26 protein-coding genes and 1 pseudogene are annotated in these 25,185 nt (G+C 62.8%); 8 read left to right on the top strand and 19 right to left on the bottom strand.

All coding sequences use genetic code 11. The annotated features are described in order from the left end of the window. The first annotated feature begins 123 nt into the window (after window positions 1-123). From ACSQ3F_RS15680 to ACSQ3F_RS15670, 3 genes are read left to right on the top strand one after another with little or no spacing between them, the layout of a single operon-like run. On the top strand, window positions 124-1,401 hold the full coding sequence (locus tag ACSQ3F_RS15680; protein WP_436101071.1) for an MgtC/SapB family protein: 1,278 nt from the start codon (window positions 124-126) through the stop codon (window positions 1,399-1,401). A 19-nt stretch (window positions 1,402-1,420) separates the two neighbouring features. Next, on the top strand, window positions 1,421-2,377 hold the full coding sequence (locus ACSQ3F_RS15675; RefSeq protein ID WP_436102163.1) for an NAD(P)-dependent oxidoreductase: 957 nt from the start codon (window positions 1,421-1,423) through the stop codon (window positions 2,375-2,377). Then, window positions 2,374-3,066: a DNA alkylation repair protein gene (locus ACSQ3F_RS15670; RefSeq protein ID WP_436101070.1), complete on the top strand. Its 693-nt coding sequence runs from the start codon at window positions 2,374-2,376 to the stop codon at window positions 3,064-3,066. Before ACSQ3F_RS15675 ends, ACSQ3F_RS15670 begins: the two co-directional genes overlap by 4 nt. 17 nt (window positions 3,067-3,083) lie before the next feature. On the opposite strand, the gene ACSQ3F_RS15665 is transcribed toward ACSQ3F_RS15670, so the two are convergent. From ACSQ3F_RS15665 to ACSQ3F_RS15655, 3 genes are all read right to left on the bottom strand, one after another. Continuing rightward, window positions 3,084-3,572: an Lrp/AsnC family transcriptional regulator gene (locus ACSQ3F_RS15665; protein ID WP_037130000.1), complete on the bottom strand. Its 489-nt coding sequence runs from the start codon at window positions 3,570-3,572 to the stop codon at window positions 3,084-3,086. Window positions 3,573-3,638: 66 nt separating this feature from the next. Beyond that, on the bottom strand, window positions 3,639-4,277 hold the full coding sequence (locus ACSQ3F_RS15660) for a uracil-DNA glycosylase family protein (RefSeq protein WP_436101069.1): 639 nt from the start codon (window positions 4,275-4,277) through the stop codon (window positions 3,639-3,641). Then, the gene (locus ACSQ3F_RS15655) at window positions 4,277-4,876 is read right to left on the bottom strand and encodes a thermonuclease family protein (RefSeq protein ID WP_436101068.1); all 600 of its coding nucleotides are present in this window, start codon (window positions 4,874-4,876) and stop codon (window positions 4,277-4,279) included. Before ACSQ3F_RS15655 ends, ACSQ3F_RS15660 begins: the two co-directional genes overlap by 1 nt. 121 nt (window positions 4,877-4,997) lie before the next feature. On the opposite strand from ACSQ3F_RS15655, the gene ACSQ3F_RS15650 reads away from it, so the two are divergent. Continuing rightward, window positions 4,998-6,533: a sensor histidine kinase gene (locus tag ACSQ3F_RS15650; protein ID WP_436101067.1), complete on the top strand. Its 1,536-nt coding sequence runs from the start codon at window positions 4,998-5,000 to the stop codon at window positions 6,531-6,533. Window positions 6,534-6,535: 2 nt separating this feature from the next. Here the strand turns inward: ACSQ3F_RS15650 and ACSQ3F_RS15645 are convergent, their stop codons facing one another. The 5 genes from ACSQ3F_RS15645 to cobT form a co-directional block, all read right to left on the bottom strand. Next, window positions 6,536-7,594 (bottom strand): ABC transporter ATP-binding protein, encoded by a 1,059-nt coding sequence (locus ACSQ3F_RS15645; protein WP_436101066.1) that lies wholly within the window; start codon window positions 7,592-7,594, stop codon window positions 6,536-6,538. Continuing rightward, entirely contained in the window at window positions 7,591-9,210 is a 1,620-nt protein-coding gene (locus ACSQ3F_RS15640) for an ABC transporter permease (protein WP_436101065.1), read from the bottom strand. Before ACSQ3F_RS15640 ends, ACSQ3F_RS15645 begins: the two co-directional genes overlap by 4 nt. A 94-nt stretch (window positions 9,211-9,304) precedes the next feature. Continuing rightward, window positions 9,305-10,330 (bottom strand): iron ABC transporter substrate-binding protein, encoded by a 1,026-nt coding sequence (locus tag ACSQ3F_RS15635; RefSeq protein WP_436101064.1) that lies wholly within the window; start codon window positions 10,328-10,330, stop codon window positions 9,305-9,307. Window positions 10,331-10,484: 154 nt separating this feature from the next. After that, window positions 10,485-10,901, bottom strand: coding sequence for a diacylglycerol kinase (locus ACSQ3F_RS15630; RefSeq protein WP_436101063.1), 417 nt, complete (start codon window positions 10,899-10,901; stop codon window positions 10,485-10,487). A 279-nt stretch (window positions 10,902-11,180) separates the two neighbouring features. After that, window positions 11,181-12,197 carry a nicotinate-nucleotide--dimethylbenzimidazole phosphoribosyltransferase gene (cobT, locus tag ACSQ3F_RS15625; protein WP_436101062.1) on the bottom strand — a complete coding sequence of 339 codons (1,017 nt, stop codon included), beginning with the start codon at window positions 12,195-12,197 and terminating at the stop codon, window positions 11,181-11,183. Between the two features lie 171 nt (window positions 12,198-12,368). Between cobT and ACSQ3F_RS15620 the strand changes: the two genes are divergently transcribed. The 3 genes from ACSQ3F_RS15620 to ACSQ3F_RS15610 are packed head-to-tail and all read left to right on the top strand — an operon-like array spanning window position 12,369 to window position 14,129. Beyond that, window positions 12,369-13,157: an adenosylcobinamide-GDP ribazoletransferase gene (locus ACSQ3F_RS15620; RefSeq protein ID WP_436101061.1), complete on the top strand. Its 789-nt coding sequence runs from the start codon at window positions 12,369-12,371 to the stop codon at window positions 13,155-13,157. Between the two features lie 49 nt (window positions 13,158-13,206). Beyond that, entirely contained in the window at window positions 13,207-13,431 is a 225-nt protein-coding gene (locus ACSQ3F_RS15615; protein ID WP_436101060.1) for a DUF1289 domain-containing protein, read from the top strand. Next, window positions 13,428-14,129: a TIGR02281 family clan AA aspartic protease gene (locus tag ACSQ3F_RS15610; protein ID WP_436101059.1), complete on the top strand. Its 702-nt coding sequence runs from the start codon at window positions 13,428-13,430 to the stop codon at window positions 14,127-14,129. Before ACSQ3F_RS15615 ends, ACSQ3F_RS15610 begins: the two co-directional genes overlap by 4 nt. 90 nt (window positions 14,130-14,219) lie before the next feature. Here ACSQ3F_RS15610 and ACSQ3F_RS15605 read toward each other — a convergent pair whose 3' ends face one another. The 8 genes and pseudogenes from ACSQ3F_RS15605 to ACSQ3F_RS15570 form a co-directional block, all read right to left on the bottom strand. After that, window positions 14,220-14,981, bottom strand: coding sequence for an ABC transporter permease (locus ACSQ3F_RS15605; RefSeq protein WP_436101058.1), 762 nt, complete (start codon window positions 14,979-14,981; stop codon window positions 14,220-14,222). After that, on the bottom strand, window positions 14,978-15,904 hold the full coding sequence (locus ACSQ3F_RS15600; RefSeq protein ID WP_436101057.1) for an ATP-binding cassette domain-containing protein: 927 nt from the start codon (window positions 15,902-15,904) through the stop codon (window positions 14,978-14,980). Before ACSQ3F_RS15600 ends, ACSQ3F_RS15605 begins: the two co-directional genes overlap by 4 nt. Window positions 15,905-16,026: 122 nt before the next feature. After that, window positions 16,027-16,800, bottom strand: a complete 774-nt coding sequence (locus ACSQ3F_RS15595) for a sulfite exporter TauE/SafE family protein (RefSeq protein WP_436101056.1) — start codon at window positions 16,798-16,800, stop codon at window positions 16,027-16,029. Then, complete coding sequence (locus ACSQ3F_RS15590; RefSeq protein ID WP_436101055.1) at window positions 16,797-17,231, bottom strand: DUF6691 family protein; 435 nt, start codon at window positions 17,229-17,231, stop codon at window positions 16,797-16,799. The genes ACSQ3F_RS15595 and ACSQ3F_RS15590 overlap by 4 nt, the downstream gene beginning before the upstream one ends. Next, a complete protein-coding gene (locus ACSQ3F_RS15585; protein WP_436101054.1) occupies window positions 17,228-17,635 on the bottom strand; it encodes a YeeE/YedE family protein in 408 nt (135 codons plus the stop codon). Before ACSQ3F_RS15585 ends, ACSQ3F_RS15590 begins: the two co-directional genes overlap by 4 nt. After that, entirely contained in the window at window positions 17,632-17,964 is a 333-nt protein-coding gene (locus tag ACSQ3F_RS15580) for a metalloregulator ArsR/SmtB family transcription factor (protein WP_436102162.1), read from the bottom strand. Before ACSQ3F_RS15580 ends, ACSQ3F_RS15585 begins: the two co-directional genes overlap by 4 nt. Window positions 17,965-17,974: 10 nt before the next feature. Further along, window positions 17,975-18,853 (bottom strand): annotated as a pseudogene (locus ACSQ3F_RS15575) (MBL fold metallo-hydrolase); the annotation flags it as partial. Window positions 18,854-18,987: 134 nt separating this feature from the next. Next, entirely contained in the window at window positions 18,988-19,809 is an 822-nt protein-coding gene (locus tag ACSQ3F_RS15570; protein WP_436101053.1) for a sulfite exporter TauE/SafE family protein, read from the bottom strand. A gap of 425 nt (window positions 19,810-20,234) precedes the next feature. On the opposite strand from ACSQ3F_RS15570, the gene ACSQ3F_RS15565 reads away from it, so the two are divergent. Continuing rightward, the gene (locus ACSQ3F_RS15565) at window positions 20,235-22,070 is read left to right on the top strand and encodes a patatin-like phospholipase family protein (RefSeq protein ID WP_436101052.1); all 1,836 of its coding nucleotides are present in this window, start codon (window positions 20,235-20,237) and stop codon (window positions 22,068-22,070) included. Between the two features lie 28 nt (window positions 22,071-22,098). Here the strand turns inward: ACSQ3F_RS15565 and ACSQ3F_RS15560 are convergent, their stop codons facing one another. The 3 genes from ACSQ3F_RS15560 to ACSQ3F_RS15550 form a co-directional block, all read right to left on the bottom strand. Further along, window positions 22,099-23,376: an extensin-like domain-containing protein gene (locus ACSQ3F_RS15560; protein ID WP_436101051.1), complete on the bottom strand. Its 1,278-nt coding sequence runs from the start codon at window positions 23,374-23,376 to the stop codon at window positions 22,099-22,101. Between the two features lie 248 nt (window positions 23,377-23,624). After that, window positions 23,625-24,434, bottom strand: a complete 810-nt coding sequence (locus ACSQ3F_RS15555; RefSeq protein ID WP_436101050.1) for an endonuclease/exonuclease/phosphatase family protein — start codon at window positions 24,432-24,434, stop codon at window positions 23,625-23,627. 81 nt (window positions 24,435-24,515) lie between these two features. Continuing rightward, window positions 24,516-25,109 (bottom strand): Kazal-type serine protease inhibitor family protein, encoded by a 594-nt coding sequence (locus ACSQ3F_RS15550; protein WP_436101049.1) that lies wholly within the window; start codon window positions 25,107-25,109, stop codon window positions 24,516-24,518. Between the last annotated feature and the right edge of the window lie 76 nt (window positions 25,110-25,185).

Below are 25,185 nucleotides of genomic sequence, written 5' to 3'. Positions count from 1 at the left end.
AAGCCGGTCTGCCAACTCTCTTCCGGTAAAAAATCATTCTCCCGTGTTCCCTGTCGAACCGCAGGTGACGGAAGCCCGGGGCGCCACTCTTGCCCTAACGCCTCAAGGCCCTATCATTTTTGAATGGAAATTGTTGAAGTCTTCCAGCGCCTCGGCGTGGCGCTCGCCATCGGCCTGCTCGTGGGCTGCGAGAGGGGTTGGCAGGACCGCGACGTGCCCTCGGGCGGCAGAACCGCCGGTATCCGCACATTCGGCCTTTCGGGCCTTCTCGGCGGGCTTGCCGGCTATCTCCAGACACTCGCCGGCCCCATCCTGCCTGCGGTGCTGCTGCTGCTCTTCGGCGCTGCATTCGTCGTTTTCAAGCTGCGAGAGTCCAAGGCAGAGGAGGATTACGGCGTCACCACTGTCGTTGCGGGCTTCGTCGTCTTTGCGCTTGGTGCGTTGGCGGTCGTCGGCGACTTGCGGGCCGCGGCTGCCGGCGGGGTCACGACCACAGTGTTGCTCGCCGCAAAACGCGGCCTCCACGGTTTTCTGAAGCAATTGACCTGGCTGGAGATCAGGGCAGCCCTCATTCTTCTGGCCATGACGCTCGTCGCTCTGCCGCTGCTGCCGAACGAGACCATCGATCCTTGGGACGTTTTGAACCCCTTCACTCTGTGGTTGTTGACGGTCACGATCGCCGCCATCTCCTTCGCCGGCTATGTCGCCATCCGTGTTGCCGGGCCCAGTCGCGGCATCCTGTTTGCCGGTGCCGCCGGCGGGCTGGCATCCTCCACGGCGCTGACGCTCTCCTTTGCCCGCTTCGCAGCCGATGCGCCGGAGAGCGCCCGGCAACTGGCCTCGGGCGCCACGATTGCCGGGGCCTTGTCGCTCATCCGCGTCCTCGTTATCGGCGTCGTCCTCGCGCCCGTTCTTCTGATACCGCTGGCGATTGCGCTGGCGCCGGCCGTACTTGTCATGCTGGCCGCAAGCTTTTTGATCGCCCGCCGTGGTAACGGCAAGCATGGCGCGCCGGATCTTCAACTCGAAAATCCATTCGAGCTTGGAGAGGTGCTGCGTTTCGGCGCCCTGCTTGGCGCCGTAATCCTGGTGTCAAAGGTTCTGGTCGACAGGATCGGCCAAACCATGCTCTTTGCAGTCGCGGCTGTATCGGGTCTGATGGATCTCGACGCCATCACGCTTTCGACGGCACGCCTGACAGGAACGTCGGTCGATCTTACCACCGCCGTCGCGGCGATCCTGATCGCGGTGGTGGTCAACCTGCTGACGAAAGTCGTGCTGGCACTCACCGCTGGCGGCAAAGGACCCTACGCGACGACGCTCACCTTGGCGACGCTTGCGGCCATCGCTGCTGGTGCAGCCGCCTATTTCACCTTGGGCTCCTTCGTCCCGACATCCTGATGCCGTGTATATTCATGAAATGCGGCCACACAGGCGGCGTTCTCCCTTCCGCCTCCGGACCATTTCCGCTAAATCTCTCGCGACACGCGGTACAGGAGCATTCGAAATGGCAAAGGTCGCTTTCATCGGTCTCGGCGTCATGGGCTATCCCATGGCCGGTCACCTCAAGACGCGTGGCGGGCATGACCTGACCGTCTATAACCGCACCGCCGCCAAGGCGGAAAAATGGGCAGTAGAATTCGGCGGACGCGCGGCCTTGACACCTGCCGAAGCGGCGGACGGACAGGACTTCGTTTTCTCCTGCGTCGGCAATGACGACGACCTCCGCTCCGTGACGATCGGCAAGGATGGCGCCTTCGAAACCCTAAAGCCAGGCGCAGTCTTTATCGACAATACGACGGCGTCGGCCGAAGTCGCCCGCGAACTCGATGCGGCCGCCATGGCGCGCGGCTTCCATTTCATCGACGCCCCCGTATCCGGCGGCCAGGCCGGTGCCGAAAACGGCGTGCTGACGGTGATGTGTGGCGGCGAACCGGAGGTCTTCGAAAGGGCAAAGCCAGTCATCGACGCCTATGCCCGCATGGTCGGCCTGATGGGTCCTGCCGGCAGCGGCCAGTTGACCAAGATGGTCAACCAGATCTGCATCGCCGGCCTCGTGCAGGGTCTTGCCGAAGCCATCCATTTCGGCAAGAAGGCCGGCCTCGATATCGAGAAGGTCATCGACGTCATCTCCAAGGGGGCCGCCGGCTCCTGGCAGATGGAAAACCGCCACAAGACGATGATATCAGGCAAATACGACTTCGGCTTCGCCGTCGACTGGATGCGCAAGGACCTCGACATCCTGCTCGCCGAGGCCCGCAACAACGGCGCCAAGCTGCCGGTCACCGCCCTTGTCGATCAGTTCTATGCCGACGTGCAGGAGATGGGCGGCAATCGCTGGGACACATCCTCGCTGCTGGCGCGGCTGGAAAAATGACTCTGTCGCCTTCCTCCCCGGCAGATGCGGTCATCGCCCATCTGCAGTCGCTGCGGAGGGAGGAAAACCTTGCCGGGATGGCGCGTTTTGGAATCGAAACCACCACAGCGCTCGGCATCTCCAATGCCGACCTGCGGCGCGTCGCGCGAAAAATCAAGCCCGATCACGGGCGGTCGCTTGCCCTGTGGGACAGCGGCATACGTGAGGCACGGCTGCTTGCGAGTTTCACCGGCGAGCCGGGAAAGCTGACACTCGAGACGGCCAGGCAATGGGCTAGCGATTTCAACTCCTGGGAAATCGTCGATGGCGTCGCCGATCTCTTTGTCGATGCCCGGCTCGAGAACACGCTCATCCCGGAATTTGCGATCGATGAGCGCGAATTTGTCCGGCGATCGGCGTTTGCAATGATCGCCGTCAGCGCCGTTCACCTGAAGAACGAGCCGGATGATACCATCCTCGCCTGGCTCGCCCTGATCGAAGCCCATGCCGGCGACGAGCGCAATTTCGTCAAAAAAGCGGTGAACTGGGCACTCCGCCAGATCGGCAAGCGCAGTGCCCGTTGCCATGGCCCTGCCCTGTCGCTGGCCCGCACCCCTGCGGCAGGATCAGACCGGACCGCGCGGTGGATCGGCAAGGATGCCGTCCGCGAACTGACGAGCAGCGCCGTCCTGCAGAAGCTGAACATCTAACCGCTGCGCCGAACGCCTCACTCCTCGCTCGACTTCGCCTGTTCGATCTGCATGTAGTCGAGCGGCAGTTGCGTCGTGTACTTGATCTGCTCCATCGCGAAGGCGGACGAGACGTCGCGGATTTCGATCTTGGCGATCATCCGCTTGTAGAAGGCGTCATAGGCCGCAATATCGGGCACGACGACGCGCAGGAGATAGTCGACATCGCCGCTCATGCGGTAGAACTCCACCACTTCCGGAAATTCACCGACCACCTCCGAAAAACGCTTCAACCATTCGATGGAATGGGTATTGGTGCGGATCGAGACAAAGACCGTCACCTTGGTGTTGACCTTCACCGGATCAAGCAGCGCCACGCGGCCGCGGATCACACCGTCCTCTTCCATCTTCTGGATCCGCCGCCAGCACGGCGTGGTGGACAGGCCGACCTTCTTGGCGAGGTCGGCAACAGCGAGTGTGGAATCCTCCTGCAGGAGACGCAGGATTTTGCGGTCAAGACGATCCATGGAAAAGCCCCCTTCGAATATTTTTCTCTCTATAGCGTGAAAATAGCTAAATGGAAGAAAATTGTTTCAATAAATCAATTTTTTGACCCGCTCGCGCAAGACCGGCAGCACGTCGGCCTCGAACCACGGATTTTTCTTCAGCCAGCCGGTGTTGCGCCAGCTCGGATGCGGCAAGGCCAGCACCGCCGGACCGCTGTTGGCGCCCAGGTATATGCGCCAGTTGCGCACCGTCTCGGTCATCGTCGCGCCGCAGCGGTCGCCGAGGTGCCAGCCTTGCGCATATTGGCCGATGGCGAGCACAAGCTCGATCTGCGGCATGGCATCCATCACCTCTTGCCGCCATCGCGGCGCGCATTCCCGGCGCGGCGGCAGGTCGCTGCCCTTGTGGTCATAACCTGGAAAACAGAAGCCCATCGGCGCGATGGCGAACAGGCGCGGATCGTAGAACTGCTCGCGCGTCACCTCGAGCCATAGCCTCAGCCGGTCGCCGGAAGCGTCGTTGAACGGCAGCCCGCTCTCGTGGACGCGCAGGCCCGGTGCTTGGCCGCAGATCAGGATGCGCGCCGTCGGCGAGATCACCGCGACCGGCCGCGGCTCATGCGGCAGCTGATGGTCCGGCCCGCGCGCCGGCGTGTCCCGACAGATCCGGCAGGCAGCGATCGCCGCGTGCAAATCCCAAAGATCATCCCTTGGTTCGTCAGTCATTACCCAAGCCTTGAAAGCAACGTTTTCAACCATGCGCCAAGCCGCGACATCGCCGTGCCCAGCCAGCCGTCCGGTATATGGGGTACCTCATCCATTCCACCATGGGTCTGGCGCCATGTGCGAGGTGCATCGAACGTGCCCGACCATAGACCAAGCCGCTTCTCCCGCGCGGCGTCCTGCTCGGCCTCGTAATCCCCAAAGGCAATGGCATAGCCCGCACCGACCATCGCGGCATTGAGGTCGCGGCTGCCCGACGAACACACCGCAAGAAGCCGGCCGTAACGGTCGCTGCCACCCGCTTCGCACGTGGTTTTCGCATCGCCGATCAGAGCGGCCAGATGGTCCTTGGCCCCTTTGCCGCAAGGCCACGGCTGATTGTCGCGCTGACAGACCTGCCGGAGTTCCGGCGCATCGATACCGACAAGCCGGATGCGTTTGCCGTCAAGCACCAGCGTGTCACCATCGATGACCTTCACCGGTCCTGAGACCATCTCCTGCCCCGCGGTGTCGAGACGCGTCACGACAAGCCCGAGAAAGAGCAGGATCGTCGCCGTCAAAAGCAGATCGCGGATGACGCTCGCCAGACGCTTCATGGTCATCCCTATTGCCGCAAACGATAAGCTCACCTTACGGAAGGCACCTCTAAAAACAAGAAATCTCAGCAACTTCTTAAGGATTCCCTCTTATAGTTCAATGGATTCCGTTAACGCGTTTGAGATCATGAGTAAGGGCGTCAGCACCTCGACCGACAAGATCATTGTCGATAAGTCGCGCAGCCATCGCAACAAGGCTGTGTCGAAAGCCGTGCGCGCGACCCGCGAACGGCTGCAGGCCGGCCCGTCGAATGCGTCCGGTTTTGCCAGGGAGATGCTCGGGCTCCATATCGACGCGATGCTGCAGGGCGCCATCGCCATGCCGCTCTTCCTGTTTCTGGTGACCGGCGTCGGCGTCTATCTCTCGCAAACCCTCGACATCGTCGCCTGGGGCCTTATGACACTCTGCGTCCATGGCATCGGCATTCTCTTGGCGCGCCGGGCCAAGGCCCGGGAGATCAACGCGGAAAAAGTGTCACATTGGCGCCGCCGCTTCCTCATCGTGCAAATCGGTCTCGGCCTCTGCTGGGCAGCTTTCATGCTTCAGGATTGCGATAGCTGCGGCGAGGTCAATTTCGGGTTCTATCAGGGCGCCGTGCTGTTGATTGCGCTTGCCGCAACGGCGATGGGCACCTTCCTGCTCAGCAATGCCCTGCTCTTCACCTTCATTCCGGTCGTGCTGGTGCTGGCCGGCCTGACGCTCAAGACCGGCAGCCCCGGCTACATGGCTTTGACCGCGGTCGTTTCGACGTCGCTGGTCTTCCTCGTCTTCATGACGAACCGGATGCACCGTTCGAACATCCATATCCTGTCAATGCAGTCCGAAAAGGACGACCTGATCGCCGAACTCGAAGTCGCCAAGTCGATGTCGGACGAAGCGCGGCGCCGGGCCGAGGAAGCAAACCTCGCGAAATCCCGCTTCCTTGCCTCGATGTCGCACGAGCTGCGCACGCCGCTGAACGCCATCCTCGGCTTTTCCGAAGTCATGTCGACGGAGGTCCTCGGGCCGCTCAACAATCCGATCTACAAGGAATATACCGGCGACATCCATCGCTCCGGCCAGCACCTGCTCGACCTGATCAACGAGATCCTCGACCTTTCGCGCATCGAGGCCGGCAAATACGACCTCAACGAAGAAGCCATCCATCTGGTCGAGATCACCGAGGATTGCATCGGCATGGTGCAGCTTCGCGCCCGCACCAAGAACATCACCATCACCGAGCAGTTCGAACACGGCATGCCGGCGGTCTGGGTTGACGAGAAATCGATGCGTCAGGTGACGCTCAATCTGCTGTCGAACGCCGTCAAGTTCACGCCGTCCGGCGGCGAAATTTCCGTGAAGGTCGGCTGGACGGCCGGCGGCGGGCAATATCTTTCCATCAAGGACAACGGACCCGGCATTCCCGAGGACGAAATCCCCGTCGTGCTCTCGGCTTTCGGCCAGGGCTCGATCGCCATCAAGAGCGCCGAACAGGGAACCGGCCTCGGCCTGCCGATCGTTCAGGCGATCCTTGCCAAGCACAATGGCGATTTCATCCTGCGCTCCAAGCTGCGCGAAGGCACCGAAGCCATCGCCATCCTGCCGTCAAAGCGCGTGTTGCAAAGCATTCCGGCCGTCGAGGATGCACCGGCGATCGAGCGGCGGCGGAAAAGCTTCGCCTAAACTCAATCGGCCAGCACATGCGCCGGGCCATGGACGCTGATCCGCACCAGATCGCCCGGCTCGGGAATTTCGAAACCGACACATTTGATCGACAGGAAATCCGGCATGGCGCGGTCGGTGCGATCGATCCGGACGAGGACCATGCAGTCGCCGCCGCCGAACTCCACATCGTCGACATGCCCGACCGGCCCTTCCGATCCCGCTCCCGCAATGGCTGTCGTCAGCCGGATCTGTTCGGGACGCAGCATGATGGTCGCCTGCCCCACCGTCGTGGACGCTTCCACCGACAGCGAGCCCAGAACGCACTCAGCGCGGCCGGACACGATATCGGCGTCGAGCAGAATGGCCTCGCCGAGGAAGGTCGCCGTTTGGCGATCCCGGGGCTTTCCGTAAAGCGCGCGCGGCGGCCCGAACTGGACAAGCCGCCCCTGCCGCAGCACGGCCACCTGATCGGCAAAGGACAGCGCCTCCGCCTGGTCATGCGTCACCAGGATCGCCGTCGTCCCGGCGGCGCGCAGCACCCGCGCCACGGTCCGCCGCATCGTATCGCGCAAGCCCGTATCGAGCGCCGAGAAGGGCTCGTCCAGCAGCATCAGGCGGGGCTTCAGCGCCAGTGCCCGCGCCAGGGCGACGCGCTGCTGCTGTCCGCCGGAAAGCTGATGCGGACGCCGCGCCGCCATGGCGCCGTCGAGCTCGACCATCTCCATCAGTTCGGCGATCCGGTGGTCACGATCCGCAGCGCTCCTGGCCAGTCCGAAGCCGATATTGTCGGCCACCGTCAGATGCGGGAAGAGCGCTCCGTCCTGCGAAACAATGCCGATGCCGCGTTTGTGAGCCGGCACGAGCAAGCCATTGCCCGCCAACGGTCTTCCGTCCACTACCAGCGAGCCGACATCGGGGGTCTCGAAACCGGCGATGATGCGCAAAAGCGTCGTCTTGCCGGAGCCGGAGGGTCCGACGATCGCGGTGCGGCCGCCCGCCTCGATCTTCATGTCGATCGCGTCCAGTGCCACTGTCGGGCCGTAGGATTTGCTGATCGTGTCGATGGTCAGAAACGTCATTGTCCGGCTGCCCGTCTGGATTGGATGTAGAGTAGGAAGGTCAGCGGCAGCGACAAAAGCACCATCATCACCGCATAGGGCGCCGCCGCGACATAGTCGATCTCGCTGGTGAGCGACCAGAATTTGGTGGCCAAGGTCTCGACGCCGGTTGGCGACAGCATCAGCGTCGCCGTCAGTTCGTTGGTGATGCCGAGCGCCACCAGTGCCGTACTTGCCGCAACGCCGGGTGCTGCCAGCCGCATCGTCGTCTGGCGAACCGCCTGGAATGGGGTGCGCCCCAATGCCATCGCCGCCCGCTCAAGTTCGACCGGCGCCTGCGCGATGCTGGTGCGCAGACCAACCATGGCGCGGGGGAGGAACAGCATCACATAGGCAAGGAAGAGCGTCGCGAATGTCTGGTAGAGCGGCAGGATCAGCTGCACCGTGATCGTCACCAGCGCTAAGGCCACCACCACGCCGGGTAGCGAGCCGACATAATAATGGCAGGCTTCGAAAATCCGCTGCAGCCGGCCGGGCGCGCGCACCGACAACCAGGCCATCGGCGCTGCGGCGATCGTTGCCAGCACGCCACCGGCGACGGCCAGCACGACGGTCTGCCCGAACGCGCCACCGACGAGATCGATCCGCCAGATCTCGGCGCCGCCGATATAAAGCCAGCGCGTCAAGGTGGCGAAGGGCACGCCGATCGCAAGCGCAACCGTAACGATGTTGAGCGCAAGCGCCGGAACCATCATTAAGCCGAGCCGCCTCGTGTCCGCCGGACGCGCAGCACCTGAACCGACACGGGCATAACGCTCGCCGCCACGCAGGATCACTTCGATGCCGAGAAGCAGCAGGCAGCAGGCGACGAGAACCCCGGCCAGCATGTTCGCCGCCGGGCCGTTGAAGGCGGACTGGAACTGGTCGACGATCGCGGTCGAGAACGTGTCGAAGCGGATCATCACGTAGAGACCGTACTCGGCCAGAAGATGGAGGCCCACGAGAAGCGAGCCGCCGCAGATCGCCAGTCGCAACTGTGGCAGGATGGTACGAAAAAAGACCTGCCACGGATTGAGCCCGAGCGAGGCTGCCGCATCCTCGATCGCCGGGTCGAGACGCCTGAGCTGCGCGGCAACGGGAAGATAGAGAAACGGGAAATAGGCAAGCACTGAGACCAGCACGCCGCCCGGCAAGCCGTGCAGGCCCGGGAAAAGGCTGATCCAGGCATAACTATGCACGAAGGCCGGGACGGCGAGCGGTGCCACCGCCAGCCACGCCCAGAGGCGCGCGCCGGGCAGATCGGTTCGTTCCGTCAGCCAGGCGAGCGCGACCGAAAGCACGATGGTCAGCGGAATGGTGCAGAGTTCAAGCAGCGCCGTGTTGATCAGCAGATCGCCGACGCGAGCGCGGAAAATCAGCTTTGACGCGGTTTCCCAGCCGGTCTGCACGGTGATCCAGGCGATGAAGCCGAGCGGCACCAGACTGACGAGCGAAACGAGGGCCGCGAAGATCGTGACCCAGAGGTAGGGAACCCGAGAGCTGCCTCTTGCGGTGGCAAACAACCGCCGCAGGGCGGAAGAGGGTTCGGCATGAAACGCGGTGGCGCTCAAAATCTCTGCTTTCAAACCAAAAGACATTCGCAGCCGCCCGTCCCGAACCGCTGCGAACATCACCGGTAGTTCCGATCACATACCTAACCGGAGCGTTCCGTTCAGGTTTAAGCCCTGCCTATCACAGCAGACCGGCCGCCGTCATCAGGTCTGTGACTTTTGCGCTGTTGAGCGCCGCCGGATCGACCTTCGGATACTGCAGATCGGACAGCGCCGGCAGCGCCGCGTTCGATGCTTCGCCATTGCCGACGGCGTATTCGAAGGAGTTGCCGTCGCGCAGGATCGCCTGGCCGCCCTTGCCCGTCACCCATTTCAGGAACTTCTGGGCATTTTCCTTGTGCTGGCTGGAGGCAAGCACGCCACCGCCGGAAATGCTGACGAAGGCGCCCGGATCCTCGTTCTTGAAATAATGCAACGCGACATTCTTGCTGTTCTCGCCGGTCTTCGCCTGATCGCCGAAATAATAGTAGTGATAGATCACCGCGCCCTCGACTTCACCGGCATTGACCGCCTTCATCGCCGTGGAGTTGCCCTTGTAGGCGGTGAAGTTTTCCTTCATCGACGTCAGCCATGAAGCGGTCGCCTCCTCGCCCTTCAGCGAAAGAAGCGCGCTGACGATCGCCTGGAAGTCGGCGCCGGAAGGCGACGCAGCCCAACGGCCCTTCCAGCTCGGATCGGCCAGATCGAGCATCGACTTCGGCAGCTTGTCTTCGCTCAGCTTGGTCTTGTCATAGGCAAACACGGTCGAGCGGGCGGCAACGCCGATCCAGTGAGCGCTCGACGGACGGAAATTCTCCGGCACCTGCTTGAGCGTGTCAGCGGCGACCGGCTCGAACAGCCCGGCTCCGTCGACCAGCGACATGGCCGGTGAATTCTCGGTCAGGAACACATCGGCCGGCGATGCCGCACCTTCCTGGACGATCTGGTTGGCGAACTCCATGTCGCCGCCCTTGCGCAAGGTCACCGGAATGCCGGTCTCCTTGGTAAAGGCTTCGGCCCATGCGACGCCGAGGCTCTCATGCTGGGCATTGTAGACGACAATCCCGATATCGTCGGCCTTGGCCGCGGTCGAAGCGAGCATCGATGCGCCGAACAGCACAGTCACGAGCGCGAGCCCACGTGCGGAACCCGGGAGCGAAATTTTCATGGCAGCCTCTCAAGATGTTTGGCCGGACCATCCTGCCCGGCGGCTCCGGTATAGAATTATGATTGCTTTAGTCAACTTTTATCAGTGTCGGCGAGCACCGCCGCCGCTCAATTTAATTTGACCGCGTGGCCGGGAATAAAACGCCGGGCGTGCTCTATATCGCGAAAAGCTTCGAAAGGAAGACCACATAGCCCGCATAGCCTGCATTGGCGAGGATCATGCAGAGGCAGGCCAGCGAGCCGAGATCCTTGGCATTCTTGCCCATCTCGGAGATTTCCGGCGACACGCGATCGACGATCTCCTCGATTGCCGTGTTCAGCGCTTCAAAAGCGATCATCAGCAGGAACAACACCAGCATCGCGACATACTGGAAAAAGGTCGCGCCGCTGATGACGAAGGCGATCATGGCAATCGCAAAGGCGATGAGCTCATGGCGAAACGCGGCCTCGCTCAACAGGCGCTTGGCGCCCCCCAGCGAGTAGCTCGCAGCGGCGAAGAAATGCCGGATGCCCGTGTGCTTCTTTACCGGCTTTTCACTGCCCATTCCACGAAAGTCCCTGTCCAGATACATGTTCGCTCCTAGCGCCGCGCGGAGCGAATGCATCGAGCATGCAATTCTGACACCGGCCTGAATGTTCGTCTTTTCAAACGGCTGCGGTTGTCGTCAGATCGCCGCATCCGCATAAGTGAGAAGGCGTGCGGTATCAAGCCCCATCATGGCCGGACGATGGCGGCAAGCGTCGCAATTAACGGTGTAGGCGGGCTTTCATGTCGGATCGGCAACGAATCCCGGCATCCCCCCCGGCCGCATCTCATCATTGCAACCGGCGGCAATTACCTTGGACGCCCGTCAGCTCTTGTTGCTGACGCCGGCCTGGGCAAACGTCGCCATGCCCGAATGGCAGGCGGCGGCGGCCTTGACGATGCCCGCGGCAAGGGCTGCACCGGTGCCTTCGCCGAGCCGCATGCCGAGTGCCAGAAGCGGCGTCTTGCCGAGCATCTCGATCGCCTTCATGTGGCCGGGCTCGGCCGAGACGTGACCGATCAGGCAGTGATCGAGCGCAGCCGGATTGGCGGCACGCAGGATGGCGGCGGCCGTCGTTGCGACGTAGCCGTCGATGATGACGGGGATCTTCTGCATGCGCGCTGCAAGGATCGCGCCGGCCATGGCGGCGATCTCGCGGCCGCCGAGGCGCCGCAGCACTTCGAGCGGATCAGACAGATGGTCGGCATGCAGCGCTACCGCCTTTTCGACCGCAGCGATCTTGCGGGCCAGCACCTCGCCCTGCGCACCGGTGCCAGGGCCGACCCAATCCTCGGCAGTGCCGCCATAGAGCGCCAGATTGATCGCAGCCGCGATCGTCGTATTGCCGATGCCCATCTCGCCGATGCAGAGCAGATCGGTGCCGCCGGCAACCGCCTCCATGCCGAAAGCCATCGTGGCGGCGCAGTCGCGCTCCGAAAGGGCCGCCTCTTCGGTGATATCGGCGGTCGGGTAATCCAGCGCCAGGTCGAACACCTTCAGCCCGAGATCATGGCTGACGCAGATCTGGTTGATGGCGGCACCACCGGCTGCGAAATTCTCGACCATCTGCGCCGTCACCGAGGACGGAAAAGGCGTCACGCCCTGTTTCGTCACGCCGTGATTGCCGGCGAAGATAGCCACCAGCGGCCGGTTGACCGCGGGTGCCCTGCCCGTCCAGGCGGCAAGCCAGAAGGCGATTTCCTCCAGCCGGCCGAGCGCACCCGGCGGCTTGGTCAGTTGCGCGTCGCGCTCGCGCGCCGCCACCAGCGCCGCGCTGTCGGGGCCGGGCAGGTTGCGCAGCAACTCACGGAAATCGTCGAACGGCAGGCCGCTGGCACTCATGTCGGTATCCTCTTGTCGTCTCGTCGTCAGCGGATGCTTCACCCGCAACGGTGCTTCCTCATAGAGCGCGATGACAAATCCGGCAACGGCATTTGCGCCTGTTGGTGTCGCCGTCGCATGATCAGCAGCAAAAGATCGATTCGCGGCGGCGAAGCGGCTGGGGGAGCATCAATGTTCGATATCCGCGATTTCATCGACGACGTGGCGCGCTCGGTCGCATTCCTCAGCCGCATCCACATGCCGCAACGGCATTTCGTCAATTTCGACGGCCGCCTCAGCCGCGCCGTGCGCGCCTTTCCCATGGCGGGCCTGCTGATCATGCTGCCCGCCGCCGCCATCGTGTCGATCTTCAGCGCCATCCAGGCAGCGCCCCTCTTCACCGCCTTTGTCGCCGTGACGATCCAGACGCTGATCACCGGTGCCCTGCACGAGGACGGCCTCAGCGACACCGCCGACGGGCTGGGCGGCGGCAGGACGAAGGAAAGCGCACTGATCATCATGAAGGACAGCCGCATCGGCTCCTACGGCGCGGTCGCGCTCATCCTGTCCTTCGGCCTTAGGGTCTCGGCGCTCGCCGCGGTGCTGCCGCAGATGTCGCCGAGCGGTGCCGGACTGCTGCTGCTCGCCACGGCTGCGCTGAGCCGCACCGCTATGGTCTGGCACTGGTCGAAACTGCCGCCCGCCCGCAAGGACGGCGTGGCCGCATCGGCGGGCGAGCCGGAGGCAGCGGCGGTTACCTTCGCGCTCGTTCTGGGCGTGGTTTCGGCGGCCCTTCTTCTGCTTCTCTCGGGCGTGTCGCTGCTTGCCGCGGTGCTGGCGATTGCAGCTTTCGCCGCGACCGTTCCTGCCTTCAGCCAAATCGTCGCCGGCAAGATCGGCGGCCATACGGGCGACACGATCGGCGCCACACAGCAACTGAGCGAAATCGCGGTTCTCGCCGCCCTTGCGCTGGCGGTTTGAAACGCCGATATAGTTTTGAAACCGCTCTTAATCGGACGTTACACCCTTTATGGAATCGCCCTGCATTCTCGTCTGTTCGATCGACATGAAAACCGGCTATTGCTTCGGCTGCGGCCGCACGCGCGACGAGATCGGCGCCTGGACGCTCTACACGACGGAGCAACGCCGGAACATCATGGAAATCCTGCCTGTCCGGCTTGAAACGGTGGAGCGCAAGCCGCGCCGCGAAACACGCCGGACCCGCATGGCGCGCGAACGGGTCGCTAGCGAATGAACAAGCTGACCATCCTTCTCGGCATTCTGGCGGTCGGGCTTGTCTTCCTCATCCTCAACCATGACAGCGGCCGCACCTTCGGCATCATGAACGATGATTTCGGCCGTCTCGTCTCACTCGGCGCGATCGGGGCGCTGGTCGCCGCGGGCCTAGTTCGAAGCCGGCGTAATTTCGGCCAGAGCCTGCGCCAGTTCGCTATCTGGGTGCTGATCATTCTCGCGCTCGCCGCAGCCTATCTCTACCGCAACGACCTGCAGTCCTTCGGCGACCGCCTGGCGGGCGGCCTCATCCCCGGTCGTGCCACGGTCTTCGTCGACAATGAGGGCCGCCAGGAGGTCGTGCTGCACAAGGTTTTGAACGGCCATTTCGAAACGCCGGTGACGATCAACGGCGAAAGCGTCCAGATGCTGGTCGATACCGGCGCCAGCACCGTGGCACTGTCCTACGAGGATGCAGAAAAACTGGGCCTAAACCCGGCCGGCCTCACCTACACCCAGACCGTGCTGACCGCCAACGGCACCGCACGCGCTGCACCGGTCACGCTCGCCGAAGTCGCGATCGGCCCGATCGTCCGCAACAACATCCGCGCCAGCGTCGCCGAGGAAGGCAAGCTCGACCAGAGCCTGCTCGGCATGAGCTTCTTGTCGACACTGGGTTTCCTGCAGATGCAGACGGATGAGTTGAGGTTGAGGGATTAGATTTAGCGAATAGCGAATAGCGAATAGCGAATGCCTATGCCGTTTGGCAATGTTCTATTCGCTATTCGCTACTCACTATTCGCTACCCGACTAATTCCTCAACCGATACCCCGTCCTGAATATCCACGTCAGCAGCCCCATCAGCACCGCCAGAAACACGACAATGATCGTGAAGCTCACCACCGGATTGACGTCGGCGATCTCGAAGAAACTCCAGCGGAAGCCGCTGATCAGGTAGAGCACCGGATTGAAATGGCTGACCGCCTGCCAGAAGGGCGGCAGCATGTCGATCGAATAGAAGCTGCCGCCAAGGAAGACCAGCGGCGGGATCACCAGCATCGGGATCAGGTTGAGCTGCTCGAAATCCTTGGCCCAGATGCCGATGATGAAGCCGAACAGGCTGAAGGTGATGGCCGTCAGCACGAAGAATAGGATCATCACCAAGGGATGGGCGATATGCAGGTCCACGAACAGCGCCGCCGTTCCCAGAATGATCGTGCCGATCATCAACCCCTTGGTCGCTGCCGCCCCGACATAGCCGAGCACGATCTCGGTCATGGAGATCGGCGAAGACAGGATTTCATAGATCGTGCCGGTGAATTTCGGAAAGTAGATGCCGAACGAACCGTTGCCGATGCACTGGGTCAGCAGCGTCAGCATGATCAGGCCGGGGGTGATGAAGGCGCCGTAGGAAACGCCGTCGATCTCCTGGATGCGCGAGCCGACGGCCGCCCCGAAGACGATGAAGTAGAGCGAGGTCGAGATGACCGGCGAGACGACGCTCTGGAGAAGCGTCCGCCTCGTGCGCGCCATCTCGAAGAAATAGATCGACCGGACCGCTTCGAAATTCATGCCCGTGCTCCCACCAGTTCGACGAAAATATCCTCGAGTGAACTTTGCCGTGTCGAGATGTCCTTGAGCCTGATCCCGGCCTCGGCCAGTGCCGTCAAAAGCGTCGTGATGCCGGTGCGCTCGCCTGCCGTGTCATAGTCGTAGATCAGCGAGTGCCCGTCGTCCTCGATCGTCAGCTCGTAGCCGGACAGCGTCTCGGGGATGGTCGAGATCGGCTCCTGCAGATCGACACGCAATTCCTTGCGCCCGAGCTTCTTCATCAGCTCGTTCTTCTGCTCGATCAAGAGGATCTTGCCGCCATTGATGACGCCGACGCGATCGGCGATCTCCTCCGCCTCTTCGATGTAGTGCGTCGTCAGGATGATCGTCACGCCGGTCGCGCGCAGCCGTTCGACCACCTGCCACATGTCCTTGCGCAGATTGACATCGACACCCGCCGTCGGCTCGTCGAGAAACAGAATGCGCGGCTCGTGGCTGAGCGCCTTGGCGATCAGCACCCGGCGCTTCATGCCGCCCGAAAGCTCGCGCAGCATGTTGTCCTTCTTGTCGTAGAGCGATAGGTCCTTCAGCACCTTCTCGATATGCGCCGGGTCCGGCTTCTTGCCGTGCAGGCCGCGCGAGAAGGACACGGTATTCCAGACGGTCTCGAACTGGTCGGTCGTCAGTTCCTGCGGCACCAGCCCGATGATCGAGCGCGTCTCGCGAAAATCCCGGATCACGTCGTAACCGCCGACCCTAACCTCGCCGCTCGTCGGATTGACGATGCCGCAGATGATCGAGATCAGCGTCGTCTTGCCGGCGCCGTTCGGCCCGAGCAGTGCAAGGATTTCGCCCTCCTCGATCTCGAGGCTGACATCTTTGAGCGCCTGAAAGCCGGACGCATAGGTTTTCACCAGATTGGAAACGGAAACGATGGGCGCCATGAATGGGGTTCCGGAGGGACTCGTGCGGAAAGAGATGCCTTATATGGACCTTTCCGCAGCAATGTTCACCCCGGCATCACAAAAATAGGCAGCTGCCACTAAATTCGTCTCGCTCGAGCGGATCAGAACGCCAAGGCGCTGCGGGCAAGGACATAGAGTGCAACGGCCAGGATCAGGATTGCGAAGATACGGTTGAGAACCGCCTTGCGCCGCGCAAGGCGTGAACCGAGCACCGTCCCGCCGATTCCGCCCAATATCCCGCCGAGGACGAATTCCGCAGCCACGGCCCAATCGATCAGGCCGGAGGCCGCATAGTTCAACGCCGTCGCCAGCCCGAACGCGCCGATGGCCAGCAGCGACGAACCGACGGCCTGGATCATCGGCATTCCCGTTGCCAGGATAAGCGCCGGCACGATGAGAAACCCACCACCGATGCCAAAGAAGCCGGACGCGGCGCCCGTCGCCGAGGCAACCAGCGCCGTTGTCAGGCACATCCGCAGATCAACGGGACGCCCGGCGGGTTCGGCGGCTTTTTTCGATCTCAGCATCAATCCGCCGACGACGATCATCACCACACCGAAAACGAACAGAAGATGCTGCCCGTCCATGGCCTTGCCGAGCGTCGAAGCACCGAGCGCCGCGATGGTGCCGAACAGCGCGAAAACCGCGGCGCAGCGCCACCACACGTGCCCTGCCCGCGCATGGACCGCGAAATTGGCAAACGCATTCACGGAAACGGCGACGGCGCTGGTCCCGATCGCCACATGCGGATTGGCGACACCGACCACGTAGAGCAGCAGCGGCACGGCAAGAATAGAGCCGCCGCCGCCGACCAGACCGAGGGTAAAGCCGACGACGCCACCCGAACCGAGCGCGGCGAGAAGGGTGGCGCTCATGTGCTTGGCGCCACAAAACGGTCGTGAACGATCATGCCCGCCAGCATGGCAACGACAAACCAGACTGTTGCCGGCAATCCGAGCGACAGCGACGCCAGCGCCGGTCCGGGGCAAAGCCCGCCGATACCCCAGCCGATGCCGAAGATGGCGGAACCGGCGACAAGGCGGCGGTCGATCAGCCGGCCCTGCGGCAAATGGAACTGGTCGTCAAGCATCGGCGCTGCCATGCGTTTGGCGAGAATCGCCCCCAAAGCCGCGACCGCGACCGCACCCGCGAGAACGAAGGCAAGGCTCGGGTCCCAGGCGCCGGTGACATCGAGAAAGCCACGCACACGTGCGGGATCGAGCATTCCCGACAAAGACAGGCCGAGACCGAAAACAAGCCCGGAAACCAGGGCTGCGATCACGCGTGATCCGGCAAGATTTCTCATGAAAAGGCTCCCATCAGGAATACGGTCAGCACCGCCGTCGTCAGGAATGTCGCGACGGCAACGAGCGATCGCGGCGACAGGCGCGCCAACCCGACAACGCCATGGCCACTGGTGCAGCCGGAGCCCATCCGCGTGCCGAAGCCGACGAGCAGGCCGGCAACGATCAGAAGCGGCGTCGTGGCCTGGATGGTGACCGCCGGCCAGGAGCCGGCAAGTGCCCGGTAGCAGACCGGGCCGAGCACAAGGCCGGTGACAAAAGCAAGACCGACGGTCGACTGCCTGCCCTGCAGCAGCCGGCCGGCAATGCCGCTGACGCCGGCCACGCGGCCGTTTGCCAGCATCAGGATGGCCGCCGAGAGGCCGATCAGCAGTCCGCCCGACAGCGAGATCAGGTATCCGGTCATATGCGGTCTCCGTCAGCGCAGAAAATGTCGTAGAGCACCGTCACCAGGCGCGCCGCCCTGTCTTCGGTCAGCCGGTAGAATATCTGCTTGGCATCCCGCCTCGTTTCGACGAAACCGCCATCGCGAAGGACAGCCAGTTGCTGCGATAGCGTCGGCTGGTGAATGCCGAGCAAGCTCTCAAGCTCACTCACCGACCGCTCCCCTTCGACAAGCGTGCAGACGATCATCAGCCGGTTCTGATTGGCGAGAATGCGCAGGAAATCCGCGGCTTCCGATGCCCGCGCGGCCATATCGGCGCGCAGGCGCGGCAGGGCGACATTCGGTGTCATGGTCATGTCCTTACTCCCACGCAGCACCGCTCAGCGCATTGAGCGGAATTTTCAGATAACGCCTGCCATTGTCCTCCGGCTCGGGCAGCCTGCCGCCGCGGATGTTGACCTGCAACGCATGCAGGATGAGCTTCGGCATCGGCAAGGTCGCATCGCGCGCCTCGCGCAGGCGGATGAAATCGTCGGCACTGCGTCCGGCCACATGCGGATTGTCCCGCTTCTGGGCGCCGACGGTGCTTTCCCAAAGCGGCGGCCGCCCGTCCGGCTGGTAATCGTGTCCGGTAAAGACGCGCGTCTCATCGGGCAGCGACAGGATTGCCTGGATCGAGTTCCACAACCGGGCAGCGCTGCCGCCGGGGAAATCGGCGCGGGCGGTGCCGCTGTCGGGCATGAACAACGTATCGTGCACGAAGGCCGCATCTGCGATCACATAGGTGATCGAGGCCAGCGTGTGCCCCGGCGAGAACATCACCCGTCCATCGATCGCACCGATTCGAAACGTATCGCCGTCGGAAAACAGCCGATCCCATTGCGAGCCGTCCGCGGCAAGGCCCGGCAGATTGTAGAGCCCGCTCCAAAGCCGCTGCACATCGACGACGCGCTCGCCGATCGCGGTCTGCGCGCCGGTTTTCTCCTTCAGATAGGCCGCCGCAGAGAAATGATCCGCATGGGGGTGCGTATCGAGGATCCAGGTGACCGAGAGCTCCCGCTCCGCCACATAGGCGAGAATGGCATCGGCCTGCACGGTGGCCGTGGCCCCCGATTTCTCGTCGTAATCCATGACCGGATCGATAATCGCGCACGCGCCTGTCTGCGGATCGGACACGACGTATTGAACGCTTCCGGTGCGCGCGTGGTAAAATCCCCGCACATCCGGTTTTTGCGCAGCAATCGGCGCGATGGCAGGCAGCGGCATGAGACGAACTCCAGGTGCGGTTATACAATTAACAATTACATATATTGTATAATGTTAATTTTCAAGCCCGCAATCTTGGCATTCGGTTGCAGACCTGCAGAACCGTGTCAGCCAAGGATGCCGTAGAAGAAGCGCAGCGAAATCACCGTCAGGAAGATGCCGAAACCGATCTCGAGCTGGCGCCTGCTCAGCGCATGCGCCAGCTGCACGCCGAAGGGTGTGACGAGCAGTGTGATCGGAATGATCAGCGCTACGGCAATCCAGTTGATGAAGCCGGTCGAAAACGGCGGCAGACCGGCATCGCCCCACCCCGCCCAGCCATAGCCGATCAGCCCCGGTATCGAGATCAGCACGCCGAGGCCCGACGAGGTTGCCACCGCCTGGTGGATGGTGCGGCCATGCGTCGTCATGAAGATATTGTTGAGCACGCCGCCACCGATACCCATAAGGCCGGAGAGAACGCCGATGACGACGCCGGCCAGCCATTTCACCTGATTGGGTGGCAGGTCGTCGGCAATCCGCCACCTGTCCCTGTTGAAAAACATCCGCAGTGCGATCAGCAACGCCATGACGGCAAAGATGGCCATCAACGTCTCGCCGGAGACATAGGTGGCAATCGCCGACGCGATCAACGTGCCGAGCGGCACGGCGACGACCCAGCTGCGCAGCAAGGCTAGGTCGACCGCTCCCCGCGTCCGGTGCGACAGGAAGGAGCGCACGGATGTCGGCACGATGATGGCGAGCGACGTGCCGAGCGAAAGATGCATCCGCACGGCATCGTCGACGCCGAGCAGGCCGAAAACCTGGTAGAAGACCGGCACGAGGATGGCTCCGCCGCCGATGCCGAAAAGACCGGCCAAAACGCCGGCAGCGGCGCCCGCGGCGGCCAAAGCCAGGGCAAAAAGAATGAGCTCTGAAACCGGCGGCATGGGATAACCTGCATGAGAGGATCGAAATCCAGGCAAAGACCACCGGGATAAAAGAAATGTGCCCTCCCTGTCATGAAACGGTGATGCTCTTCAATCATTTTCGCGTTGTGGACGCATACGACGCTCGCATGATTTGCACGAACCCGCCCGCAGTCCGCTTTCGGTACGGTTCACCTCCAGGCCGGCTTTTGCCGGCCTCTTTTTTTGTCACGAGGCGCTTGCGCATCCCCCGAGGCGCCGCTCCCGGCAACGTCGAGGAAAGCGATTGAACGCTGTCCCCCGCGAATAGCCACTGCTCATGTCTTCGTGTGGCGGTAACTGCGTCTTGTGGCCAGAGCGGACATTGCTATTTGGCGGTTTTCAGTGATCCTTATGTAAGCAAGCACAGACCACAATCAGACCGGAGCTCCCGGGAGGTGGTTCAGATGTCCTCCGTCGATTCTCTCGCGGCGAGATTGCTGTCGGCGACATTGATGTTCGATCGGGCGTCGTTGGTGGCGCTTGAGGCTTTGGCAGCCGAATCCGACCGCCGGGTCTTGCGACGCGGCGAGGTTCTGGTTCGCGAAGGCGATCCATCGGACAGGTTCTTCATCGTGCTGTCGGGTCGCTTTACGGTGCACAAGGGAGACGAGACGGACTCGATCGCCGAGATCGGACAGGGCGAACTCGTCGGCGAGGTCGGTTTCTTCGCAGGACTGCCCCGCACGGCGACCGTCCTTGCGGCGCGCGATTCGATCGTCCTTGAAATCCGCGGCAGCCAATTCGAGAAGGCGGCCGAGGCCTTGCCGAGCCTGCGACAGGCGGTCACGACATTTCTGGCGCGCCGGTTTGCGGTGCAATCTCCGAGTTCATCGCTCCTCAAGCAGTCTGCCAGGATCCGAACGCTTGCGATCATTCCGGCCGGCGGAAGTCGCATGTCACCGGTCTTCATCCGGCATCGGCAGGAAGCGTTCGACGCCAGCACGCGCGCCCGGTTCGTCGCCCGAGCCGACATTCACGCGCGGTTCGCCGGTCTTCCGGTCGATGACCAGCCGGTTCTGAACTGGTTGAACGAACTGGAGGCGGAAACCGAAATCATCGTCTATGTTGCCGATGAAGAGGCCAATGAATGGACACGGGTCTGCATTCGCCAGGCGGATACCGTCCTGCTGCTTGCCGACGCGTCCTGTTCACCCCGGCTGAACCCGTCCGAGGCACTGGCGCTATCGGTTCATCCACCATCGACCGGGCGGCTCGTCCTCATTCACGACATTCGCTCGATAGCGGTGTCCGGCACCTCCGCATGGCTTGATGAGCGTCCTCATGTTGGCCATCATCATCATGTTGCGCTGGAGGACGGGTCTGACATCCAGCGCCTGGTCCGATTTATTTCCGGCAAGGCACGGGGCTTCGTGGCGGCAGGCGGTGGGTCTCTCGGCAGCGCCCATCTGGGCGTCTACAAGGCTTTCGTCGAGGCGGGCGCTTGCTTCGACTATCTCGGGGGCACGAGTTCCGGAGCGGCGATGATGGCCGGCTTCGCAAGAGGGTTGGATGCAGACGAGATCGACCGAGGCACGCACGACATATTTATCAAGGGCCGGGCGTTTCGCCGCCTCACCGTGCCGCATTTCGCACTTCTGGATCATAAGGTGTTCGATCGCGCCCTTCGGGCGGAATACAGCGAGGTTCTCATCGAGGATCTCTGGCTTCCGTTCTTTGCGCTTTCGACCAATCTGAGCAGCCGTCAACCCCATGTCCACCGCCGTGGCAAGCTCTGGCAGGCCGTTCGGGCGTCCGGCTCGATCCCGGGTGTCCTGCCGCCGTTCTTTACGGCCGATGGCGATATGCTGGTGGACGGCGGTATTATGAACAATCTGCCGCTGGAACAGATGAAGGAACTCAAGACCGGACCCAATGTCGTCGTGAGCCTGGGGTCGAGTGGACCGCAGAAATACCACATCGATTATGACCGCATCCCCGGCGCTTCCGAACTGGCCGTCGCCTGGCTGAACCCTTTCGGTCGCGCCGGCTTGCCAAAGGTCCCCAGCATGCTTCAGGTTATTGTTGCGAGCATGCTGGCACACCGGCCACAGGACATTGCCCTTGGCGAAGAGGATGTCCTGGTCTGCCCACCGCTTTCCAACCCGATCGGATTCATGGATTGGAGCCGGCATTCCGAGTTGTTTTCGGACGCCTACGACTGGACCAGCCGATGGATCGAACAACGTCTCCGCCAGAATGACCCGGGGCTCCGAGCGGTGCTCGGCAACTCACATGGTTAGTCGAGCGCAGCAGCAGCCCACTCCGTCATCAATCGCAATGCCGATAACCCGACTTGCGGTTCCTCAGGTCGAAGTGGAAGTGATCCTTGTGCTGCGGGTCGCTGCCCGGGCCGAGCACGGTGTTGAAATACTTGCAGCTGTCGCTGCGCACCGCCTTCAACAGCCCTTTTTCGCGAAAGGCGAAGAAGCCCGGCTTGCGCACGTCGATCTCCTTGCCGGATTTCAGCACGAACTTGCCGACGTCGATGGCGTTGCCGCGGGCATGTTCCGACATCGGGTTGCCGCGCCGCGAATTCATCGTCCGGCAGGAATAGCCGCCGAGCGGCTTGATCGTCTTGACGCCGGAGAGGTAGCGGTAGCGGGCAGAGGGCGCGAGCTCGTTTTTCACCCACAGGGCAAAGGCTTCCGTCACCTCGCAGTTGAGCTTGACGGCGGGCTTGACGTCGATGCCTCCGGAAAGGCCGCTCAATTCGATCGGGTAATCGATGCCGCAGGCCTTTCCATCGGAGATGCGCGGAATGTCGGTGAATTCGACGCGCAGCTTCTTCAGCCGCTGGCGGCAGGCGATCTCGGATGCCGGCATGCGGCCGGTGAAATCGGGCTCGCTCACGGGGTTTTCGGCGCGCGGCAGGAAGGCCACCTGCTCTTCTTGCTGCGTCTGTTGCTTGCGCAGCATCACCCGCTGCTGCTGTTCGAGAAACTGCGCCTTGCGTGCCTCCTCGGCTGCAATTTTCTCCGGGCTCAAGGGCGGCAGGTCCGGATCGTAGCCGGGATCCGCCCCGGTCGAAGCCATCACGGTCTGCGGTCCGCCAAGCTGCTGCACCGTATCGCCGCCGATGCCGCCGACCACCGGCTGGCTGGCATTGCCCTCGGCGATATCGCGGCTCTGCTCCTCGGCAAGGCCGACGACCGGCGCCGAGGTAGGCTCGACACCCAGCATCGCATCCATGTTGACGCCTTCGGGCGGCACGACCATCGGCTGGACGCTCGCCATGGCGGAAGGCTGCTGGCCACTTTCCAGTGGCTCGCTATCGATCATCGGCAGCCGCTCGCTTGTCTGCATCCGCGGATCGGCGGGAACGGCGCCGTCGGAATTTTCCGAGAATGTGCTGACCGGCGTCTCCGCCGAGGGATAGGCGTTTTCGCGCATCCCTCGTCCGCGGTCGCGAACCGGTTCGATGGCGCTGACCCTTGCCGACGAATCGATGCGGGCCGGCGGGCTCAGATCATCCGTCGAACAGGCCGTCAGCGAAAGCGACAGCACGAAGACGTGCGCGGGCCGCCGGAAAAGGGAAACATACGCCATACTCATTGCCACCCTCTGCAGCGCCGCGCATCGAAAACGGTGCGAAGGAAACTGCGATACTGGTAATTGCCGGCGACGATGCGTCGAAACGCACCATCCGCCCTCGCCCTGTCCCCGCGCAAAACCTGCAGACCGCCTGTGTCGAAAGGCGGGCATGAGGTCGCAAAGACCGCGAACAAAGCGGATTTTATTGAAACAGGGTAAACGAAGCCTTTCGGACATGCCCTCGAAAATGGGGGGCCGAAGCTCTACCGCATCTCCAGCAGCAGCGCCCGATGGTCGGAGACTTCGGGCTGCGCAACCACGTCGAAGCCGACGACCTCCACATCCGGCGTCACCAGCAAGTAGTCGGCAAAGCGTCCCTGTTTTTCGTAATAGGACGTCCGTGTATCGCTATGCCCCCGCGAGGTCACGAGATCGGACAGCCCCAGATCGGCGAGCGCGCCGAACATCCCGCTCTCCGGCAGGACATTGAAATCGCCGCAGACCACCAGCCGCTCATTGCCGCGCCAGAGGTTCAGGATGATTTCGATCAGCGCATCCGTCTGCTTTTTGCGCGCCGGCGTATCGCCCTTGCCGTTGAGATCGCGAAGGCCGTGCATCTGGACGATGGTCACTGGAAAGCCGTCCTCATAGCTGAACAACCGGACACAATGGGCATTGCGCGCCCGCGGATGCGGCCCCCAGCCGTCCGGTGAAAATTCGCCGTGGACGAAATCGCTGGCCTGACCGATGACGGCAAGCGAACTGCGCACAAAAGTTGCCAGTCCGAATTCGGAGGAAACTTCCTCGTCGCCGTCAAACAGCGTGCCGCGCGCCGTCGGGCAAAAGAAGGCATCATGAGACGGAAGCGCGGCACGGATCTCGTCGAACAGATTGGCCCGTTGCGGCAGTTCCACGCCATGATCCCGGTAGACCAGCCAATCCGACGTGGCCGCCGGCGTGCGCACCACCTCCTGCAGGCAGATCACATCCGCGTCCACATCGACGAGATAACGCATCAGCGGCGCGTAGACCCGGCCACCCCAGACGTTCAATGAAACGATGCGCAAGGGCATGCTGCCTGTTCCTGTTTTCCGTCCCCGACTGTGAACCGCCCCCGAATGGGGCGGCTCTACTGGCAAAATACGGTGTTCGGCCTATTGGCACGGACCGTTGTCGATCACCCGGAAACCCTCAGCCTGCGCCGTGCACGCATTCGGAAAGGTTTGCCGCTGGCGTCCCTGGCGGGCGCAGACCGGAGCGAATTCGCGGGTGCAGGCCTGCGGCCGGCGATCCGGATCGCGGCCCGGACGCAGGCCTGAGTCGTCGATGGGTAGGTCGTCCGGGCGGCGGCATTCGCCGCGCCCGATCACGCGAAAACCGTCGGCCTCAGCCATGCAGGCATTCGCAAACGTCTGCCGCTGGCGTCCCTGGCGGGCGCAGACGGGATCGTATTCGCGCGTGCAGGCCTGCGGCCGGTCGTCACCGAAATCGGGACGTTCCGGACGGCATTCGCCGCGGCCGATGATGCGGTATCCGTCGGCCCGCGCCTGGCAGGCGTTGGCGAAGGTCCGGCGATTGTCGCCGCGCCGGGCGCAGACCGGGTCGTATTCCATCGTGCACATCTGCGGGTAGGATGGTTGCGGACGCGGTCCCGGCTCGTCGACGACGACGGTGCAGGACGACAGCACGACCAGAAACAGCGCCATCAGCGCTCCGATACGGATCATCACACGTCGAAACGGCGTCACTGGCAGTCCTCCCGGATTGAATGCCCTTCACCGGCCTGTGAGAGCAGACGTTTTAACATCTTGAATCACCGCGCCA

This window comes from Pararhizobium sp. LjRoot238 (assembly GCF_964252955.1).
In the GTDB taxonomy this organism is placed as follows: domain Bacteria; phylum Pseudomonadota; class Alphaproteobacteria; order Rhizobiales; family Rhizobiaceae; genus Pararhizobium.
Note: the sequence above shows the minus strand (reverse complement) of the source record. Positions and strands in the feature narration are given on the sequence as shown.